Annotated in this window: 17 protein-coding genes; 10 read left to right on the top strand and 7 right to left on the bottom strand. The window is 63.8% G+C overall.

The features are described from left to right. Positions 1-28: 28 nt before the first annotated feature. The 4 genes from MTHMO_RS08485 to MTHMO_RS08470 all read left to right on the top strand — a co-directional run bounded on the left by MTHMO_RS08485 (position 29) and on the right by MTHMO_RS08470 (position 3,916). Positions 29-841, top strand: coding sequence for a glycosyltransferase family 2 protein (locus MTHMO_RS08485; protein ID WP_202214389.1), 813 nt, complete (start codon positions 29-31; stop codon positions 839-841). Between the two features lie 259 nt (positions 842-1,100). Then, the gene (locus MTHMO_RS08480; protein WP_202214388.1) at positions 1,101-2,942 is read left to right on the top strand and encodes a cbb3-type cytochrome c oxidase subunit I; all 1,842 of its coding nucleotides are present in this window, start codon (positions 1,101-1,103) and stop codon (positions 2,940-2,942) included. A gap of 84 nt (positions 2,943-3,026) precedes the next feature. Continuing rightward, entirely contained in the window at positions 3,027-3,269 is a 243-nt protein-coding gene (locus tag MTHMO_RS08475) for a hypothetical protein (RefSeq protein ID WP_202214387.1), read from the top strand. A 329-nt stretch (positions 3,270-3,598) separates the two neighbouring features. Beyond that, the gene (locus MTHMO_RS08470; protein ID WP_202214386.1) at positions 3,599-3,916 is read left to right on the top strand and encodes a hypothetical protein; all 318 of its coding nucleotides are present in this window, start codon (positions 3,599-3,601) and stop codon (positions 3,914-3,916) included. 126 nt (positions 3,917-4,042) lie between these two features. On the opposite strand, the gene MTHMO_RS08465 is transcribed toward MTHMO_RS08470, so the two are convergent. Further along, the gene (locus MTHMO_RS08465; RefSeq protein ID WP_202214385.1) at positions 4,043-4,411 is read right to left on the bottom strand and encodes a hypothetical protein; all 369 of its coding nucleotides are present in this window, start codon (positions 4,409-4,411) and stop codon (positions 4,043-4,045) included. Between the two features lie 104 nt (positions 4,412-4,515). Then, on the bottom strand, positions 4,516-5,007 hold the full coding sequence (locus MTHMO_RS08460; protein ID WP_202214384.1) for a thioredoxin family protein: 492 nt from the start codon (positions 5,005-5,007) through the stop codon (positions 4,516-4,518). A 122-nt stretch (positions 5,008-5,129) separates the two neighbouring features. Between MTHMO_RS08460 and MTHMO_RS08455 the strand changes: the two genes are divergently transcribed. Then, positions 5,130-6,596, top strand: a complete 1,467-nt coding sequence (locus MTHMO_RS08455) for a sigma-54 dependent transcriptional regulator (protein ID WP_202214383.1) — start codon at positions 5,130-5,132, stop codon at positions 6,594-6,596. On the opposite strand, the gene MTHMO_RS08450 is transcribed toward MTHMO_RS08455, so the two are convergent. The 3 genes from MTHMO_RS08450 to MTHMO_RS08440 form a co-directional block, all read right to left on the bottom strand. Next, positions 6,593-6,967, bottom strand: coding sequence for a Fur family transcriptional regulator (locus tag MTHMO_RS08450; RefSeq protein ID WP_202214382.1), 375 nt, complete (start codon positions 6,965-6,967; stop codon positions 6,593-6,595). The genes MTHMO_RS08455 and MTHMO_RS08450 overlap by 4 nt on opposite strands. Before the next feature lie 19 nt (positions 6,968-6,986). Then, the gene (locus tag MTHMO_RS08445; protein WP_202214381.1) at positions 6,987-7,532 is read right to left on the bottom strand and encodes a ribonuclease H-like domain-containing protein; all 546 of its coding nucleotides are present in this window, start codon (positions 7,530-7,532) and stop codon (positions 6,987-6,989) included. A gap of 186 nt (positions 7,533-7,718) precedes the next feature. Continuing rightward, a complete protein-coding gene (locus tag MTHMO_RS08440; RefSeq protein ID WP_237394855.1) occupies positions 7,719-8,501 on the bottom strand; it encodes a hypothetical protein in 783 nt (260 codons plus the stop codon). A 303-nt stretch (positions 8,502-8,804) separates the two neighbouring features. Between MTHMO_RS08440 and rpsB the strand changes: the two genes are divergently transcribed. The 4 genes from rpsB to thiE all read left to right on the top strand — a co-directional run bounded on the left by rpsB (position 8,805) and on the right by thiE (position 12,442). After that, complete coding sequence (rpsB, locus tag MTHMO_RS08435; protein WP_202214380.1) at positions 8,805-9,569, top strand: 30S ribosomal protein S2; 765 nt, start codon at positions 8,805-8,807, stop codon at positions 9,567-9,569. 80 nt (positions 9,570-9,649) lie between these two features. After that, positions 9,650-10,252, top strand: coding sequence for a translation elongation factor Ts (gene tsf, locus MTHMO_RS08430; protein ID WP_202214379.1), 603 nt, complete (start codon positions 9,650-9,652; stop codon positions 10,250-10,252). Positions 10,253-10,397: 145 nt separating this feature from the next. Further along, a complete protein-coding gene (gene accC / locus MTHMO_RS08425) occupies positions 10,398-11,768 on the top strand; it encodes an acetyl-CoA carboxylase biotin carboxylase subunit (protein WP_202214378.1) in 1,371 nt (456 codons plus the stop codon). Next, positions 11,765-12,442, top strand: a complete 678-nt coding sequence (thiE, locus tag MTHMO_RS08420; RefSeq protein ID WP_202214377.1) for a thiamine phosphate synthase — start codon at positions 11,765-11,767, stop codon at positions 12,440-12,442. Before accC ends, thiE begins: the two co-directional genes overlap by 4 nt. A gap of 15 nt (positions 12,443-12,457) precedes the next feature. Here thiE and MTHMO_RS08415 read toward each other — a convergent pair whose 3' ends face one another. Then, on the bottom strand, positions 12,458-12,886 hold the full coding sequence (locus MTHMO_RS08415) for a molybdopterin-binding protein (RefSeq protein WP_202214376.1): 429 nt from the start codon (positions 12,884-12,886) through the stop codon (positions 12,458-12,460). Positions 12,887-13,511: 625 nt separating this feature from the next. Between MTHMO_RS08415 and MTHMO_RS11035 the strand changes: the two genes are divergently transcribed. Continuing rightward, the gene (locus tag MTHMO_RS11035; RefSeq protein ID WP_237394926.1) at positions 13,512-13,850 is read left to right on the top strand and encodes a zinc-binding dehydrogenase; all 339 of its coding nucleotides are present in this window, start codon (positions 13,512-13,514) and stop codon (positions 13,848-13,850) included. On the opposite strand, the gene htpX is transcribed toward MTHMO_RS11035, so the two are convergent. After that, entirely contained in the window at positions 13,847-14,755 is a 909-nt protein-coding gene (htpX, locus tag MTHMO_RS08405) for a protease HtpX (protein WP_202214375.1), read from the bottom strand. The genes MTHMO_RS11035 and htpX overlap by 4 nt on opposite strands. Positions 14,756-14,759: the final 4 nt, after the last annotated feature.

Raw genomic sequence — 14,759 nt, 5'->3', positions numbered from 1 at the left:
TGTCGGAGGAGAGAGGCAATCCGAGGGGATGAGGAAGCTGCCGATCTCAGTGACGATGATCGCCTGCAACGAGGAGCGGAACCTCCCGAGAAGCCTCGGAAGCGTCGCCGGTTGGGTCGAGGAGATCATCGTCGTGGTCAACGATTGCACCGATGCCACGGCCCAGATCGCACGCGAGTTCGGAGCCCGGGTCGAGGAGCGCGCCTGGACATGCCGTCGCGACCAGAAGAACGCTGCGCTCGCGCTGGCGACCCGGCCCTGGGTCCTCGGGCTCGACGCCGACGAGGAAGTTTCGCCCGAAATGCGGCGGGCGATCGAAGAGTTTTTCTCCGGAGCCGACCGGAGGTTCGACGGTGTGGCTTTCCGGCGCAAGACCTGGTTTCTCAACCGGTGGATCACCCACGGAGACTGGTATCCCGACTATAACTTGCGCCTCTTCCGCCGGGAGCGCGGGCGCTGGGGAGGGAATCGGGAGCATGACAAGCTGATTCTCGACGGCCGGGTCAAGAAGGAGCGGGCGGAGCTCCTCCACTATTCGTTTCCGGCGGTCGAGGACAACGTGCGGAAGATTCCCACTTTCGTCGCGGCCTTCGCCGACGAGCGGCGGGAAAGGGGGACCGGATTCCGCTGGTCGGATCTGCTCCTGCGGCCTCTCTGGCGCTTTGTGCGCGGCTATCTCCTTCGGCTCGGCTTCCTCGACGGGTTTCCGGGCTTCTACATCGCTGCAGTCACCGCGTTGGCGACCTTCGTCCGCTATGCCAAGCTCTACGAGCGCCAGTTCGGCAAGCAGCCTCCGCCGGCTGTCGCGGAACGCTCTCCCGGCGCCCTCTCCCGCCAGTAGGGCATCGCCGCATCCGTTGGCCCTATTACGGGGTTCGGTCCCGGTTTCCTCGGTATCAAAACCCTGATAGGCGAACGGGGCAGTTCGGTCCCCCGCCTTCGGTCTTTTCCGGGGTGGAAGAAGAGGAGATCACCAGGATACCCCGCGCCGCCGTGATCGCCTACCGTATTGCCCGAGACGGGAGGTTCAGTCCGATGGGTCCGGCGTGCGGATCCCGAAGCGGCCCGGCGAACGTCGAGAAAGGGGAGGAGCAAGAGGGATGGACGGGAATACGGCGCAAAACCCGGTGCAACCGGCGGAGCAGGGGCATGGGGCGCATCTGCCTTGGTGGAGGCGGTGGGTCTTCTCCACCGATCACAAGGTGATCGGCATCCAGTACATGATCACCTCTTTGCTGATGGCCGCCTTCGGTTTCGGGCTCATGATCCTGATGCGCTGGCAGCTCTCCTATCCCGGGAAGCCCGTTCCCTTCTTCGCCGGCCTCCTGCAGCAGCTCGCGGGCCCGAACATGGCGCCCGGCGGGGTCATGACCCCGCAGTTGTACAATTCCTTCGGAGCGATCCATGGGACGGTCATGATCTTCATGGCGCTGGTGCCCGCGCTCTTCTCCGGGTTCGGAAACTACATCGTCCCCTTGAAGCTCGGAGCGCCCGACATGGCCTTCCCCCGGCTCAACATGGCGAGCTTCTGGTGCTTCTTCGCAGGAGTCGTCATCATGGTGGGGAGCTTCTTCGTCCCCGGGGGAGCGGCGAAGTCGGGCTGGACCTCCTACCCGCCGCTCGCCGATCTTGCCGATTCCGGTCCCGGGTTTCATCCCGTGCTCAACGGGCAGACCCTCTGGCTCCTCGGGATGGCCTTCAACATCACCGGCTCCCTGCTGGGGGTGATCAACATGATCACGACGATCTTCCAGCTCCGCGCCCCGGGCCTTTCCTGGATGCGCCTGCCGATCTATGTCTGGTCCGAGCTCGTTGCCGCCTTTCTCATGCTCCTGGCCTTTCCGCCGCTCGAGGCCGCCGCCGTCATGCAACTGATGGACCGGCTGGCGGGAACGAGCTTCTTCTCCCCCGACGGCCTGGTCGTCGGAGGCCAGCGCGTGGCGGTCAGCGGAGGGGGCGCCCCCCTTCTCTGGCAGCATCTTTTCTGGTTTATCGGTCATCCCGAGGTGTACGTCCAGATCCTTCCGACCATGGGGATCATTGCAGAAATCTGGACCAACAACACGCGCCGTCCGCTCTGGAGCTACCGCGCGGTCGTCTACTCCGAGATCGCCATCGGCTTCGTCGGGATGATCGTCTGGGCGCACCACATGTACATGACCGGCATGGGCCAGGGGGTGACGACCTTCTTCCAGCTCTTCACCACGATCATCTCGATCCCCTCGGTCCTGATCGGGACCGTATTCCTCCTTTCCCTGTGGGGGGCGTCGATCCGCATCAACCTGCCGATGCTCTTCGCCTTGTCTTGGCTGCCCCTCTTCGCCATCGGCGGACTGACCGGGCTCCCGAACGGCTGGAGCTCGTCGGATCTCGTCCTTCACGATACCTACTACGTGGTCGGGCATTTCCATTACATGATGGGGCCGACCTCGCTGATGGCGCTCTTCGCCGGGATCTACTACTGGTACCCGAAGGTGACCGGACGCATGATGAACGAATTCCTCGGAAAGCTCCATTTCTGGCCGACGCTCCTCTTCTTCAACGGGGTCTTCTTCCCGATGTTGATCCAGGGATTCAATGGCGTCCACCGGCGCTGGTACGACGGTGGGGCCGGATGGCAGTTTGCGCAGAACGTTCTCTGGCTCAACCAGGTGATGACGATTTCGGCCTGGCTGCTGGCCCTTGCGCAGATTCCCTTCGTCATTAACTTCTTTTGGAGCGCACGACACGGAGCCAGGGTGGAGTCCGATAACCCATGGCAAGCGACGACGCTCGAATGGGCGGCTCCGACTCCGCCGCTGGCCCATGGCAATTTCCCGGCGGCTGTGAGCGTCTATCGCGGCCCCTACGAGTACAGCGCCCCCAGCGCGAAGCGGGATTTTCTTCCGCAGTGGGAACCGGAGGCTCAAGGAAAGGCACCGGCCGAGGCGGCTCGCGTGTAGCCGCGGGTCGGTGTCCTCGGCCCGGAAGCCGCAAGGCGACGCCCCGTGGGCGGGGCATGGAGGCCGGTTCGGGACTCGGGAAAAATGAAGTGGCTCGTGCTTCTCGGCTGCCCCGCGATCTTCGCCTCGACGGAAGGCCGGTCCGACGGCGGTCTGGTCGCCGCGCTTTTTCTACCGGCGCTCGGATTGGCCGTATCGATGGCATTCGCGTGGGGGGGATACCGCCTCCGCAAACGGGAGAAGCAGCCGCCGCCGGCCTACGCGGAGTTTCTCGATCCGGACCCGATCGAGGAAGTGGATGCGGAGCTCGACGAGGGTGGGCGGTAGCCCTGCGGCGCTCCGGGTCGCTCTCCGCGGCTTGCCGCTCCGTCCGCTCGGCCAGCGCCCGGGGCTGCCCTACTGCGGCTCCTGCTGGGGCACGTATCCTTGACCGCCGACGGGCGGCGCGGCCTCGCTCGGCGAGCCGGAGGACGGCTCCCGGCGGCGGGCGCCGGCAGGGGCGAAACGTCGGTCCGCGGCAGGGGGGCCGGTGGGTTCTGCATATCGAGAATCCGCAGGCGGATCGACTCGGCCTCCTGGTGATACGCCTTTCTCTGCTCGATCAGGCGAGTGACGATCCGGGTCAGTAGGTCGATCTTCTTGTCGCGGGGCGCGCCGTGGAGCTCGGAGAGGAGGCGCTCCAGCTCCTCGTCCTGCTCGCGAACCGTCTGCCGCAGGTGCTCCTGCATCTGCTCGATCTGCCGGCGCTGCTTCGGAGTCGGCGGACGAGGGCCGGAGGGTGGCGCAACCGGCTGCGCGGTTCCAGAGGAGAGGGAGAGGACGGCGGCGAGAACCGGCGCGGCGACCCCGAACACGAGCCGCCGGCAAGGCCTCAGGCGGCCGTCGCTGACGGCGGAGCGATGTCGCATGGGGGAAAGGATCAAGAGAAGAGAATGCCCGATCGATTCGTCAAAGACGGGTCGGCCCGCCGGTAGCCGACGCGCCCAACGGATCGGGATCGGAAATCGATCGGGGATCGGAACATGCGACCGGCTATTCGGAACGGTCCGGCGGGTTCCTGCTGCGCGGGCCGGGAGGCGCCCCGGTGCGCCGCAGGGAGGCTACTTTCCTTCCTCCATCTGGCGCATCATCTTCTGATGCATCCCCTCCATTTCGGCATGCATCTCCCGCCGCTGTTCGACGAGCTTGTTGATAACGGCGACGGCCCGATCGAGCTTTTTGTCGGCAGGAGCCTGGTTCATCTCTTCAGTCAGGCGTTGGAGCTCAGCATCCTGTCGTTCCATGAGGCGGCGCATCTTTTCGTGGTTTTCCCGCGCCTGTCTGTGCAGCCGGTGATAATGGGAAGAGTGCGGCTTGGGCGCCGGTTCGGAGGATCCGGAAATATCCTCTGCACGCAGCGGAGAGGCGAGAACGAGCGCCAGGGCGCTCACCGACAGGGACTTCGCCCCAAGGGTCAATGGGAGTTTCATGATGAATCGGTTATGGGCAATTGAGACGAACAGATCCTAGACGAAAAAGCCCGTTGGGAGGAAGCACTTTTTGCAGCGGGCGGGAAGAAGCGGCGGGCACCCCGTCAACCGCCGACTGCGGATTTCCGGCGGTACTGCTCGAGCTTGTCGAGAAAAGGTCGCGGTCCCCCGGGCATGTATCCGAGGGACGCTAACGGCTGCCCTTCCGGGTCGAGCAGCACGATCGTCGGAAAGCTTTCGACTTGGTAGCGATCGGCCAGCTCTTGGTTCTGCCGCTTCAAGGCCTCGGACTGCGGCTTGCGTTGCGGAAAATCGGCTTCGACCAATACGAGGTGCTCCTTGGCATACTTCTGAAAATCGGGAGTGGTAAACACCTCCTTGTCCAGCTTTTGGCACCATGGGCACCAGTCGGATCCGGTGAAGTTGATCAGAACCAGCTTGTTTTGGGCCTTGGCTTCCTTGAGCGCGGCGGAGAAATCGGTCAGCCAATGCGCCGTCTCCGCCGGAGCGCTTGCCGATACGAACAGGAGAAGAAAACAACCGGCGAGCAGCGCCGACAGCCGGCTCCGCCGCCAACGGGCCTGCGATAAGTCCATTCAAGCAAGATACATGTGGTCCGCCTGTTTGGCAAATGTAGCGGCCGTTCCTCGGAGCGGGGATCCAGGAGAAATTTTTTTCCTCTTGGCTCCACCCGCGAAGGGCTTCATTTTTGTTTGCCGTGAGCACTCGCAAAGAGAGTCGGCCTCCGGGGAATGCGGAAGAAAATCCGGCCCGCCGGCCGTCTATCCTCGTCGTGGATGACGAGAGCGACGTCCACTATTCCTTCCAGAGATTGCTGGAAGACCTGCCGGTCGATATCCGGGCCGCCCCATCGGGCGAAGCCGCCATCGAGCTCCTGCGCAAGGAGCCGGCGGACGTCGTGATCATGGATATTCGGATGGGCGGCAAGAACGGCTTGGAGACGCTCCGGGAGGTGAAGCGTCTTCTGCCGAAGGCGGTCGTGCTTATGATGACCGCGTACGGCACCTCGCATACGGCGATCGAGGCCATGAAGCTCGGAGCCTACGATTACATCCTGAAGCCGTTCGACGTCCCCGAGCTGCGCCGCCTCATCGAGCGTTCCGTCGTGGCCGCACGCCTCGCCCGGGAAGAAGGTCAGACGTCGGCGACGATCGCCGATCGGCAGGGGCTTTCGCTCGTCGGAGACAGCGCGCCCATGCAGAAGGTCTACAAGCTGGTCGGGCAGGTTGCGAAGACCAATGCGACCGTGCTGATCACGGGCGAGAGCGGCACGGGCAAGGAATTGATCGCCCGGGCCATCTATCAGCATAGCATGCGCTCGAACAAACCGTTCATCGCCATCAACTGTGCGGCCATTCCCGAGAATCTGCTGGAGAGCGAGCTTTTCGGACACGAGCGCGGATCGTTTACGGGGGCGATGGCGCAGCGGATCGGCAAGTTCGAGCAGGCCGACGGCGGGACGATTTTTTTGGATGAGATCGGCGAGATGCCGTTGACGACGCAGAGCAAGATCCTGCGAGTTCTGCAGGAGGGCGAAGTGTCCCGGTTGGGGAGCAACGAGTCGATTCGCATCGATGTGCGCGTCATCGCCGCGACGAACAAGGATCTGGGGGTCGCGGTGCAGCGCCGGGAATTCCGGCCCGACCTCTTCTATCGCCTCAACGTCGTCCGTATCTCCTTGCCTCCGCTGCGCGACCGTGCCGAAGACATTCCCGCCCTCGCGGCGCACTTTCTGCAAAAGCACCGGCGATACCTGCCGCAGGCGGCGACGCGGATCGCTCCCGACGCGATGCGGGCCTTGCAATCCTACGGGTGGCCGGGAAACATCCGGGAGCTGGAGAACGTCATTCAGCGCGCCATGGTGCTGGCCGCGAGCACGACGATCGAGGTAGGCAATCTCCCGGAAGAGATTCAGGCGGAACTCTCTCCGACTCCTGATGAGCGGCGCTCCGCGGAAGAGCGCGGGCTGGATCAGGCGGTGCAGGTCTTGACCGATCTGGTGCTGCAGAACCGCCCCACCGATCTGGTCCCCAAGCTGCTAAGCCGCTTGGTCGAGCGAATCGCCACCCGGCAAGGGGGTGGGGAGAGAGAGGCGGCGGAGGCTCTCGGGCTGCGCTTGACCGATCTTCGGAGACTGGCCGTGGCAGAGACTCCGCGCGATTAAGCCGGCCGGCAATCGGGGCAGTTTCCGTAGAGGATGATTTCGTGATCCAGGACCTCGAAGCGAGGCGGGGCGAGCTCAGCCAATTTCGCGGAGCATTCGGGAACCTCGAAGACGCGCCGGCAGCCATGGCAAAAGAAGTGGTGATGATGGCCGCGGTCGGCGGTCTCGTACCGGGGGGGCTCGCCGGGAATCTCCACGATGACGATCTTCTTCTCCTTCCGCAAGGAGCGGAGGGCCCGGTAGACCGTGGCCACGCCCAGGCGCGGCACCGCTTTGGAAGCCCGGGCGAGGATTTCCGGGGGGGTCAGCGGGCTTTCCGCGTCCTCGAGAACCGCCGCGATCGCGAGCTTCTGCTGCGTGGTCCGTCCCATGGACGCTCCTTTCGTCTCTTCAGGAAGGGTTCCAGCAGACCGGGATAACTTCTTTCCGCTGCGTCTGCTCGTTAAAGTAGTAGATTTGTCCATGGCGGGCGCCGTGCTCATGCAGCAAGCGGGTGATCTTCACATCATAGCAGCAGTATTCCGCGATTTGGAAGAGCTTGCCTTCTTTCCACCACCGCAGCGCCTGAACCCCTTCCGCCGTCTTCCCGAGGCCTAAGGTCGCTCGGGCCAGGTTCTCCAGGCTCATCCGCCGTCCGGTCCGGGCTTCGACGTCCCGAAGAAGATCCAGCGTCGGCAGATCTTGAAGATCAAATACGGTGTACGCTTCGAGAACGGGGAAATCAAATCCGACAATATTGAATCCGACTACCAAGTCCGCGCTCCGGAGGTCCCGGAGAAGCTCTTCGATGTCCGGCTCGGCGTAGATCCGGTAGCTTTGCCGAGCCGTGCCGTAGGTCACTCCCAGGGACATCCGCATCGCGCCCTTGTTGCGCCACCCGCCGACTTCATTGGCTCCTTTCTGGGTCTCGAGGTCAAAGTAGACGACGTTGCGCATGGCCTGCCCTGTCCCATAGCCCACGTCGGCGAGCGCTCCGGTCTCCCCGCAAGCCGGGGCTTTCCTCGTGCCGGGGAAGGCGCACCGCTCAGGCGTGCGGCCTGCGGCAACCGTAGCATTCCGCCTGCACCGAGGACAAGTCGATTGGGGGCGAAGGCGAAGGGCGGGAAGCGGGAGGGCCGGGCGCTACCGTCGGCCGGGGAACAAGGCCGGGGCCAACATCGAGGAGGCTTGCGCGGCGGCTCTCCGCTCTTCGTTGAGGATGGCGCGCAGCAGAATCGCCTGCTCCCCATACTTCATCCACGGCCCCGGCGGGACGTCCTCTTCGGAGACGAAGCGCCAATCGGTCAGATCAAGCCCGTGCAAGCCCAGGTAGTCCCGGACCGCAGGCGAGACGTCGAGGCCGGCCCCGTTGTACCCCCGGGGGCGGTCCGTTCCGAAGACGTAGGAGGGAAAGTCGGCGCGAAGCGGTCCGACGTCCTCCCATTGGGCGTAGGCGACCCTCCCTTTGTGCCGGATCTGCACCCAGTGGCCCTTGCATTGCGAGACGTAGCGATTGGCGCGGGAGGGCTCCCGATACCAAGGCACCCATCGGCGGGCGAGATCGGGGTAGGCGACGTCATTGAACGGTAGCGCCACGTAAAAGGGATTGAGGGTGACCGCGAAACGCCGCGGAAGGAAGCCGACACGGCGGTTCGGGTCGTCGAGTCCGCCGTAGTTGCGTGTCCAGTGGACATCCCAAGCGCTGGCTACATTCGTGGCGGCGCTGATCGGAGTTCGGCCCTGGCCAATCCAAAAGACCGTCGTCACAATGTTCTTATGCCAAGGGTAGGCTCCTTTCTCCGATGCGCCTTTCGCATAATCCGAAGCGGCTTTCGCATAGGGGCCCGGGAGGAGCATTAAGACGAGCCCCCAGAGCCATAGGAGAACACTTTCCCTGCGATGGCTGAGAGGCGATCGGGGTGCCATCCGCATAAAAGTTCATTTTCTGCTAGCTCCTGGCGCCCGCGCTGTCAAACTCATTTCCCTGCCTTTTTTCTTTTTTCGGCGGGTGGCGGATCGGAAGAGGGCGCGCCGCCGCGATTTTGGCTTGGCAAGGGCTCGATTCGTCGCTTAGCCTAGGAACTTCGCAGCGAATGCGGAAGCGGACAAGCTCCGAAGCGGTGCGCGGGAAAAGAGGGCTTGCGAATCGCCTCCGGCCGGCGGAACGGGCCAAAGAAAGGCGCGGAGGCTCCTAGGGAATAGATGCGCGCAGCAACGGACGGATAGGAAATGGTGGACGTAAAGACATTGGTCGAGGCCGGGGTGCACTTCGGCCATCGAACGGACAAGTGGCATCCGCGGATGAAGCGGTATCTCGCTGGGTCGCGGGGCGGCATCCATTGGATCGATCCGGAGCGGACCCGGGAGGAGCTGGCAAACGCAGCACGGTTCCTGGAGAAGCTGTCCGAGGAGGGCGGCAAGGTGCTTTTCGTCGGATGCAAGAGGCAGGCGCAGGCGGTCGTCCAGGAGTGCGCCGAAAGCAGCGATTCCTTCTACGTGAACCACCGTTGGCTCGGCGGAACCCTGACGAACCTCGTGACGATCCGTAAATCGGTCGAGCGGATGCGGTGGATCGATCATCTCGAGGAAAAGGGCTTGATGGATCGGATGCCCAAGAAAGAAGTGGCGGTTCTCCGCCGGGAGAACACCAAGCTGCGTCGGCATCTCTGGGGCATCCGCGGAATGGAAAGAATTCCGGAGGCGTTGATCGTGGTGGACGTCGTGCGCGAAGCGATCGCGGTCTCCGAGGCCAGGAAGCTGCGCATCCCTATCGTGGCGATCGTCGATACGAACGCCGACCCGGACGGTATCGACTTTCCGATTCCGGCCAACGACGACTCGGTCCGTTCGATCCGGCTCATTCTTCAGGAGCTCAATCAATCGATCATCGAAGGGAAGACCCGGCTGGGATGGACTCCGTCCGGCCCCGCCGGGGAGACCGGCGCTGGCGGGCAAACTTCTCCGAGGCCCGTAGCGGACGCCACCGCGGCATAGGCGCTCCACCGGTGCGGCTGCCAAGGGCTTCTCCGCGTGCGGCGCACCGCAGATGCGGGCGGAATACGAGTGAAAGGAACATGAAAGAACCGATCGGGGTCGAACTCATCAAAGAGCTTCGGGAGAAAACCGGAGCGGGCATCATGGACTGCAAGCGGGCGATCGAGAAGTCCGGCGGGGAGTTGGAGGCTGCCGAGAAGTGGCTCTGGAAGCAGGGGATCGCCAAGGCGCAGAAAAAGTCCGCGCGCGAAACCCCGGAAGGGGTCATCGCTTCCTACATTCATGTCGGGGAGAAGGTAGGCGTTCTTGTGGAGGTGAACTGTGAGACCGACTTCGTGGCCCGGAACTCCGCTTTCCGCGATCTGGTCAAGGATATCACCCTCCAAATCGCCGCCGCGAATCCCCGCTATGTGAGCCGGGACCAGGTGCCCGAAGCGGAAATCGAGCGGGTGCGCCGGGAAATTGCCGCCGAGAACGCCGGAAAGCCTGCCGCGATCTTGGAGAAGATCGTGACCGGAAGGCTGGAAAAGTATTTTGCGACGCACTGCCTCCTGGAGCAGGCCTTCATCAAGGATCAGAACGCGACGGTGCGCGACGTGCTGGCGGCGAAGATTGGCCAGATCGGGGAAAATATCGTCGTTCGGCGGTTTGTCCGCTACCAACTAGGCGAGCCTTTGTCCTGATTGCGGAGAGATCCGGGGGAGCTTCCCCGAAAGATGACTGCATTCCGGTCGCAAAGAGAGGAAGCCAGTTCTCCCCGGTATCCGAAGCGTCGGCAGGCCTGTTTCCGCCCGGAAGCGACGGCCAAGGCAGGGACGAGCCATAGGCATGTTTAGCAAGGTCCTCATTGCGAACCGAGGGGAGATCGCCGTCCGGATCATCCGGGCCTGTCGCGAGCTCGGGGTGAGGACCTTGGTCGTCTATTCGGATGCGGATCGGGATTCCTTGGCGGTACGTTGGGCGGACGAGGCCATCTGCATCGGACCCGGCCCGGCGGCGTCGAGCTACCTCCGTGTCGATCGGATCATCAGCGCCGCAGAGATCGGGGATGTGGATGCCATTCATCCGGGATATGGATTTCTTGCGGAAAACGCCAACTTCGCCGAGATCTGCGCCAGCTGCAACATCCGGTTCATCGGGCCGTCGGCGTCCGCGATCGCGAAGGTCGGCAACAAGGTGCAGGCCCGCTTCCATGCCCGGAAGATCGGCGTTCCTGTTCCCGCCGGGAGCGAAGGGATCGTCGAAAGCGAACAGGAAGCGTTGAAGGCCGCGCGACGGATCGGTTTCCCGGTCGTGCTCAAGGCTGTGGCCGGGGGTGGCGGAAAGGGCATGCGGGTGACCCACAACGAGGTGAGCCTCGTGCAAGGGTTTCATGCTGCGCGGATCGAAGCGGAAAAGGCCTTCGGGGATGGAAGCCTTTACGTGGAGAAGCTGATCGAGGATCCCCACCACGTCGAGATTCAGGTCGTCGGGGATCAGAAGGGGCGGGTCATCCATCTGGGCGAGAGAGACTGCTCGATCCAGCGGAAGAATCAAAAGCTCTTGGAAGAGGCGCCGTCGCCGATCTTGGATGCCGGGCTGCGAAAAAAAATGGGCCGGGCAGCCGTACGCTTGGCGGAGTCGATCCGCTACGAAAACGTGGGCACGGTCGAGTTCCTCGTAGACGGAGCGGGGAATTTCTACTTTATCGAGATGAACGCCCGCATCCAGGTGGAGCATCCGGTAACCGAGCAGGCCTACGGGATCGATCTGGTGAAGGAGCAGATCAAGATCGCCGCGGGCTACCCGCTGGACAGGAGTTGGGAAGGACGGGAACCCGTGCAGCACGCAATCGAGATGCGCATCAACGCCGAGGATGTCTGGCAGGATTTTCGGCCGTCTCCCGGGCGGATCGAAGCGCTGCAATTCCCCGGCGGCCCGGGCGTCCGAGTCGATTCCCATCTATTTCCCGGAGCGACGATCCCCCCCTACTACGATTCGATGCTAGCAAAAATCATTGCTTCTGGCCAGACGCGGGAAGATGCCTTGGCGCGCTTGGAGCGGGCTTTGGACGAGTTTGTGCTCGAAGGGGTCAAGACGACAGTCCCCTTGGGGAAGGCCATCCTTCAAGACCCCGACTTCCGCCGGGGCTGCTACTCGACCGCGTTCCTGCCGCGGCTGCTGGCTTCCAAGGGCGCGGAAAGGGGAGAGCGGCCGTGAACCCGGAAGAAAGACGGTGGCTGCGCAAGCTGCGGCTTCGGCAGGCACGCCTTTATGGAATTATCGATCTGGGGGTGCTAGGGACGCGCGACCCGCTGGCGGCGGCCGAGAAAATGGTAGCCGGAGGGATCGACATCCTCCAGCTGCGGGCAAAAGGTTGCGCGCCGCAGTCCGTGGAGCGGCTCGCCGTCGCTTTGCAAGGGATCGCCGAGGCGGGTGGGGTCCTTTTTTTCGTCAACGACTGGCCCCAGCTGGCGCGCCGGAGCAACGCGGACGGCGTACACCTCGGTCAGGAGGATCTCCGGAACGAGGAGGCGCGCCGGATTTTAGCGGAGGGCCAGCTAATCGGAAGGTCGACGCATTCGCTCGAGCAGGCATTAACCGCGGAGCGGGACGGGGCGGACTACATTGCAGTGGGGCCCATCTTCCCCACGCCGACAAAGCCGGAAGCCCGGCCCGTCGGTCTGCCCCTGATCCGAGAAGTGGGGCGGAGGATCAAGAAGCCGTTCTTCTGCATCGGAGGAATCCGGAAGGAGAATCTGCGCGAGGTGATGGACGCCGGGGGGGATCGAGTCGTGATGGTCTCGGCGATACTGCAGGCTCCGGATATCGAGGGATATTGCCGCGAGGTCGCGGCGATGCTCGGCCCGAAGGGCCTTTTGGCGGGAGGCTAGCCCGGCGCGGCTCGGCTACGCCTCGGCGGCGAGCAGCACGCTGGACGGAGTGAACGCGGTGCCTACTCGGCCGCCGACCTGGAGGTCGAGTTCCTTTGCCGACTCGTTGGTGACGATCGCAACCAGGGAGAGGTCGTTTTCGATCTGGACGATCACCTCGGTGTTGACAGCACCCTGGTGGAGGGCGGACACCGATCCGCAGAACCGGTTTCGCGTGCTCAGACGAAGCTCGGGGTCCTCGGAGAACAGGATCACCTGGGAAGCCTTGATGAGGGCTCGCACCGGGGAACCGACGGCCAGCCCCATCTCGGAGAGGGTGGCGAAGGGGATGTGCGAAACGACCAAGGTCTGTTGGCTGACGGCGATTTCCAGCTCGGCGAGGATGGGCCCTTTTTTAATGCCCACCACCTTGCCGGAAAAACAGTTGCGCGCGCTGGTCTGCATAACGAACCGCACCTTAGGGGGTTTTTTGCCGCGGGGGAAGTCAAAATCGGGTTGCTTGGCGAATCACCCTCCACTCCGGTAAGACCGGCCTTGTCTCGACCTCCGGCCGCATTCAGGATCGGGCGCAGGCACGCCGTCGACATGAAAAGGTTCGGAGGCGCGGAGGTTCTGTCCTGGGAGGAGTGCGAGGAAGCGCGTCCGAGGCCCGGCGAGATCCTTGTCTCGGTGGAGGCGCGGCAGGAGTCAATCCGATCGACGTCGCTATTCGCTGCGGCGGGCATTACGGCGTTGCGTTGCCCCTGATCCCGGGGTTCGACGGAGCCGGTCGGGTCGAGGAAGCGGGGACGAAGTCGGCCGCTTCCGCGCGGGAGACCGCGTCTATTTTTCCCTGCGGGAGAAAACGGGCTCGTATGCCGGCCGAGTGGTAGCGGAAGCTTGGGCCTGGCGGCGGTTCAGCTCGCCCGGGCTCTGCCGGACTGGTCGTCATCGGGGCGGCGGGCGGGGAGGAAGGGCGAGGTCTTATCGCCCGGAAAGGCGCCCATTATGCCCTGGATCACCGCTTGCCCGAGCATTCCGCCGGTTCCTGGAGATCACCGGAGGAAAAAGAGCCGATGTCGTGCCGGAAATGTTGGCAAATGCCAACCTCGGCAAGGATTGCGACATTACCGGCCCCGGGGGAAAGGCGGTCGTCATCGGTTGCCGCGGCCTGGTCGAGATCGACCCGCGGGGATGGATTCCCCGGGATCTTTCCATCCTGGGGATGTCGCTCTTCTCGGCTTCTCCCGCCGAACGGCGCATCATCGCGGCGGGGGTGGCGGCCCGGCGACAGGACGGGGTGCTCCGGCCCGTCATTCGCGCTCTCCTGCCGATGAGCGCCGCGGCGCAGGCGCAGAGGCTCGTGATGGAGCCGGGAGCCTTCGGGAAGATCATCCTGGTTCCCCCGGCTGCGGTCGCAGACGGCTAAGCCGTCTCCGGGAGGCGTTCCAGGGCGGCGATTCTCTCCTCCAGGGGAGGATGGGTAGCCAAGAGCGCGAGGAAGCCGCCTGCCCTCCCATTGATCTTGAAGGCGCTCAGGCTGGCCGAGCGCTCGTCGAGCACCGGTTCGCCTTCCGTCAGGGCCTGGAGGCCCCGCAGGGCCGAGAGCATCGCCCCTCGGCCGGCGATCCTGGCGCTTCCCGCATCGGCCCGGAACTCCCGTTGCCGAGAATACCAGGCGACGATCAAGGAGGCGAGCAAGCCTAAGACGATCTCGGATAGGAACATGCCGAAGTAGAAGCCGATACCCACGCCCCGGCGCTCGTCTTCGCCCCGGTTGAGGAAGCTATCGATCGCAAACCCGATGATCCGCGACAGAAAGACCACGAAGGTATTCACGACTCCTTGGAGGAGGGCCATGGTGACCATGTCTCCGTTGGCGATGTGCGTGATTTCGTGACCGAGAACCCCTGCGATCTGGCGGCGATCCATCTGGGAAAGAAGCCCGGTGCTGACCGCGACGAGCGCATTGGATCGCGAAGGACCTGTGGCGAAGGCATTGACTTCCGGGCTCTCGTAAATGCCGACTTCCGGCATCGCGATGCGGGCGCGGGCCGCGAGCTCCCGCACGGTGTTGACCAGCCATTCCTCGCCCTCGGTCTGGGGAGAATCGATGACCTGGATGTCATAGGCCGCCTTGGCCATCCATTTCGAGATGGCCAGCGAGACGAAGCTTCCGAGGAAGCCGACGACCAACGAAAAGGCCAGCAGCAGCGGATAGTTGATCCCGGCTGCGGTGAGCCACCGGTCCAGATGCAAGACCGAAATGACGGCCGTCAGCAGCACTAGGACCGCGACATTGGTGAGGGTCAGCAGCAAAATTCGCTTGATCATGGGC

The organism is Methylacidimicrobium sp. AP8 (assembly GCF_903064525.1).
GTDB lineage: Bacteria > Verrucomicrobiota > Verrucomicrobiia > Methylacidiphilales > Methylacidiphilaceae > Methylacidimicrobium.
This window is presented reverse-complemented; position numbering and strand designations above follow the sequence as displayed.